The organism is Pseudoduganella buxea, assembly GCF_009720835.1.
GTDB lineage: Bacteria > Pseudomonadota > Gammaproteobacteria > Burkholderiales > Burkholderiaceae_D > Rugamonas > Rugamonas buxea.
Window position 1 is genome coordinate 1 of sequence record NZ_WNKZ01000180.1, and the last position, 3,740, is coordinate 3,740.

Sequence of the window (3,740 nt, forward strand, 5' to 3'; positions counted from 1 at the left end):
GGTGGCCAACGTGGCCGGCGCCGCCGTGCGCGAAGCACTGGCCGGCCTGCTGGCCGGGTTGGCGCCGCAGGCCACGGTCGAATGGTTCGCGTCGACGCCACGGCGGGCAGGTCTCGCCAACGGCTACCGCAATCCCACCCAACTGGGCTGCGACCGCTTCGCCGCCGCCATCGGCGCCCGTGCGCTGGCCCCCGGCCGGCAGCTCATCGTGGCCAACTGCGGCACGGCCACCACGGTGGACGGCGTCAGCGCCGCCGGCGTTTTTGTCGGCGGCATGATCCTGCCCGGCCTCGGCCTGATGGCCAGCGCGCTGGCCCGCAACACGGCCCAGTTGCCGCAGGTGGCGCCCGGCGCCGTGCCGTCGTCCCCGTTTGCCGACAACACGGACGACGCCATCCTGGCCGGCATCCTGTCGGCCCAGGCCGGGGCCATCGAGCGCGCCTGGCGCCGCCACGGCGCCGTAGAATGCATCATCTCCGGCGGCGCCGCGGCGTATATCGCGCCGATGCTGGCGCCGCCCCCTGGCGGCGGCGCGCTGCGCCACGTCGACAATATCGTCATGATCGGCCTGCATGCGGTGCTGCGGGCGGAGGATGGAATGTGCTGAAAGTATTCTTTGGAACGCTGCTGGCCGCGAACGCTGCCCTGCTGGGCTATGGCCAGGGCTGGTTCGGCGATTTCGACAGCGAGGAGCATGAACCGCAGCGCCTGAAGGCGCAGCTCAATGCGCGCCAGCTGACGGTGATTCCGGCGGCAAAGGCCACGGCGCTTGCCGCGGCACCCGCCCAGGAAGGGACCGTAAACGCGCCGGCAACGCCAACGCCGGCCCCCGCGCCGGCCCGCCCCGCCCCGTCGCCCGTCGTGGCCTGCCTGGAAGCGGGCGCCTTCCCGGCCGCCGACGCCCGCCGTTTCGAGGCGCAGCTGGCGGCGCTGGATCTGGGCGAGCGGCTGACGCGCCGGCCGGCGCCGGGCCAGGATATCTCCAGCTATATGGTGATGATTCCGCCGTCGGCCACGCGCGACGCGGCCGAGAAGAAGGCGGCCGACCTGCGCGCAAAGGGGCTGACCAACTTCTACATCATCCCGGACGGCCAGCCGCAGAAGAACGGCATCTCATTGGGCGTGTTCAAGGCGGAGGCGGCGGCGCAGACGCAGCTGGCGGCGCTGGTCAAGCAGGGCGTGACGGCGGCGCGCATCGCACCGCGCTATTCGGCCAGCAAGCAGGTGCTGTTCCAGTTCCGCGACATCGACGCCGCCACGCGTACGCGCCTGCAGCGCATCGCGGCCAAGTTCCCCGAGCAGCCCTTGCGCGGCTGCAGGTAAACGAAGCGGCGCCGCCGCAGGCGCCCCGTCAGTGCAAGCCTTCGTCAGTTCACCTGCCGCTGCACGATCAGCGGCTTCAAACGCAGTGCCGGCGGCAGCCTTGCCGCCGCATTGGCAGCTTCCTCGCGGCTGGTGAACGGGCCGCCGTACAGGCGGTAGACGGTGCCGGCCTGCACCACCTCGAATTCGCTGCCACGGGTGGCGACAGCCAGGCGCTCGCGCATCGTCGCTGCCGTTTCCTCGCGCGTGAAGGCACCCAGTTGCAGGTAGAAGCCGCCCGGCGTGGGCGCGGCGCGGTCCGGCGTCGGCGCCCGTGTCAGCAGGAAGTTCTCGATCTCGTCCGGCCCGGTGGAGGCGGACAGCATCGGCGTCGTGCCGGGCGCCGCCACCGGCAGGCCTTCGACCGTGGCGATCAGGGCGCCGGCCTTGCGGGCCGCCACCATGCGCTCGATTTCGTCCGGCATGATGCGCGTCACTTCCAGCTGGCTGCTGCCGTTGCCCAGCAGGCCCAGTTTCAGTGCCGCCGTGTACGACACGTCGATCACGCGGCTCGAATGGAACGGCCCGCGGTCGTTGACGCGCACCACCACGGTGCTGCCGGTGGCCAGGTTGGTCACGCGCGCGTACGAAGGAATCGGCAAGGTGGGGTGGGCCGCCGACATCTTGTACATGTCGTACAGCTCGCCCGACGAGGTACGCTGGCCATGGAACTTCTTGCCGTACCACGTGCCCATGCCCCGCTGCGTGAACGGCTTGTCGTTCGGGATCGGCGTGTAGGTGGTGCCGAAGACGACATAGGGCCGGTTCGAGCGGGGCAGCAGCGGGTCGTTGCGCACTTCGGCGTCCGGCGTGGCCATCAGGTTCGGCGGCGGATCGTCGCCGGGGCCGTCGTCCTTGTAGTAGCCGCCCCGGCCCGAATTGGCCGGCGGCAGGTTCGGCACGCCCGGCTCGCGCTTTTGCGGCTTGACCTTCGGCGCCCCCGGCAGCGACGCGATTTCCGGGCCGCTGCCGCAGCCGGCCAGCGCCAGCATGGCCGCCAGCAGGGCCACGCGAGGAAGGGACGCGGACACCGTCATGTCTGCACCAGCTTGCGGTTGCGCTGGATGCTCATCAGGATGCCGGAGGCGACGCCCAGGGTCAGCGCGGCCGTGCCGCCATAGCTCATGAACGGCAGCGGCACGCCGACGACGGGCAGGATGCCGCTGACCATGCCCATGTTAACGAATGCGTAGGTAAAGAAGATCATCGTGGTGGCACCCGCCAGCAGGCGGGTGAAGAAATTGGGGGCATTGGCCGTGATCATCAGGCCCCGCCCGATCAGCAGAAGATACAACAGCATCAGGAAAACATTGCCGGCCAGGCCAAACTCTTCCGAATACACGGCGAAAATGAAGTCGGTGGTGCGCTCCGGCACGAACTCCAGGTGGGCCTGGGTACCCCGTGTCCACCCCTTGCCCGTCAGCCCGCCCGAACCGATGGCGATGATGGACTGGATGATGTGGAAGCCCTTGCCCAGCGGGTCGGCGGTGGGGTCGATCAGGGTCATCACCCGTTCGCGCTGGTAGTCGTGCAGCATCGACCAGGCCACCGGCATGCTGGCAGCGCCGGCCACGGCCAGGCCCAGGATGGCCTTCCACGGCAGGCCGGCCAGGTAGATCACGGTGAACCCCGCGGCCACCACCAGCAGCGACGTGCCCAGGTCGGGCTGGCGCGCCACCAGGAATACAGGCAGCAGCAACAGCACGGCACCAATCGCATAGGTATGCCAGCGCAGCTGGCCCTGCTGGTGCTGGAAGTACCAGGCCAGCATCAGCGGCACGGCCAGCTTGGCGAATTCGGACGGCTGGATGTCGATGACGCCGATATGCAGCCAGCGCCGCGCGCCCAGCTTGATGGTGCCCACCAGCGCCACGGCGACCAGCAGGAGCACCGTCACCACATAGGCCGGCACGGCAATGCGCATCATGTTCTGCGGCGAGATGTTCGCCACCACCCACATGACGCAGAAGGACATGGCGATATTGCGCAAGTGGTCCTCGATCTTGCCGGGAATGCCGATGCTGGCCGAATACAGGGTGATCAGGCTGGTGGTCAGCAGCACGACCAGCACCGTCATCAGCGGCGGATCGAATACCGTCACGTACGGGCGCATGCGCCGCCACAGCGAGCGTCGTTCATTGATGCGCATAGTGTTCATTGGTCCTTGTTGCGGGGCGGTGCAGCCGCCGGTTGCTGGGCCGCCGGACGCGCCGGCGCGGCGGCCGGTGCCGTCGCCTGCACCACGGGTTGCTGGGCCGGGGGCACGCGCGGTGCCGCCGGTGCCGTGTTCTTCGGCGCCGGCTGGGTCTTGGGACGCTCCGGTATCAGCCCGGGCGACGGCAGCGCCCTGGCCGCCGTGCCGGTCACGGCGGCCAGAT

The 3,740-nt window shown here is 69.6% G+C and carries 5 protein-coding genes; 2 read left to right on the forward strand and 3 right to left on the reverse strand.

All coding sequences use genetic code 11. The features are described 5' to 3' along the window. Both GM672_RS27285 and GM672_RS29800 read left to right on the forward strand, forming a co-directional pair. On the forward strand, window positions 1–607 hold a 607-nt coding region (locus GM672_RS27285), incomplete at its 5' end, for a type III pantothenate kinase (protein ID WP_155473637.1). After that, window positions 601–1,323: an SPOR domain-containing protein gene (locus GM672_RS29800; protein WP_170300280.1), complete on the forward strand. Its 723-nt coding sequence runs from the start codon at window positions 601–603 to the stop codon at window positions 1,321–1,323. The genes GM672_RS27285 and GM672_RS29800, both read left to right, overlap by 7 nt. Before the next feature lie 44 nt (window positions 1,324–1,367). On the opposite strand, the gene GM672_RS27295 is transcribed toward GM672_RS29800, so the two are convergent. From GM672_RS27295 to GM672_RS28570, 3 genes are all read right to left on the reverse strand, one after another. Continuing rightward, entirely contained in the window at window positions 1,368–2,399 is a 1,032-nt protein-coding gene (locus GM672_RS27295) for a septal ring lytic transglycosylase RlpA family protein (RefSeq protein WP_155473638.1), read from the reverse strand. Then, window positions 2,396–3,511, reverse strand: coding sequence for a rod shape-determining protein RodA (gene rodA / locus GM672_RS27300; RefSeq protein ID WP_155473640.1), 1,116 nt, complete (start codon window positions 3,509–3,511; stop codon window positions 2,396–2,398). The genes GM672_RS27295 and rodA overlap by 4 nt, the downstream gene beginning before the upstream one ends. Before the next feature lie 5 nt (window positions 3,512–3,516). Beyond that, on the reverse strand, window positions 3,517–3,740 hold a 224-nt coding region (locus tag GM672_RS28570), incomplete at its 5' end, for a hypothetical protein (RefSeq protein WP_371867110.1).

Excerpts from the sequence above, each read along its gene's own strand:
- GM672_RS27295 (WP_155473638.1), bottom strand. The coding sequence starts at position 2,399 with ATGACGGTGTCCGCGTCCCTTCCTCGCGTGGCCCTGCTGGCGGCCATG.
- rodA (WP_155473640.1), bottom strand. The coding sequence starts at position 3,511 with ATGCGCATCAATGAACGACGCTCGCTGTGGCGGCGCATGCGCCCGTAC.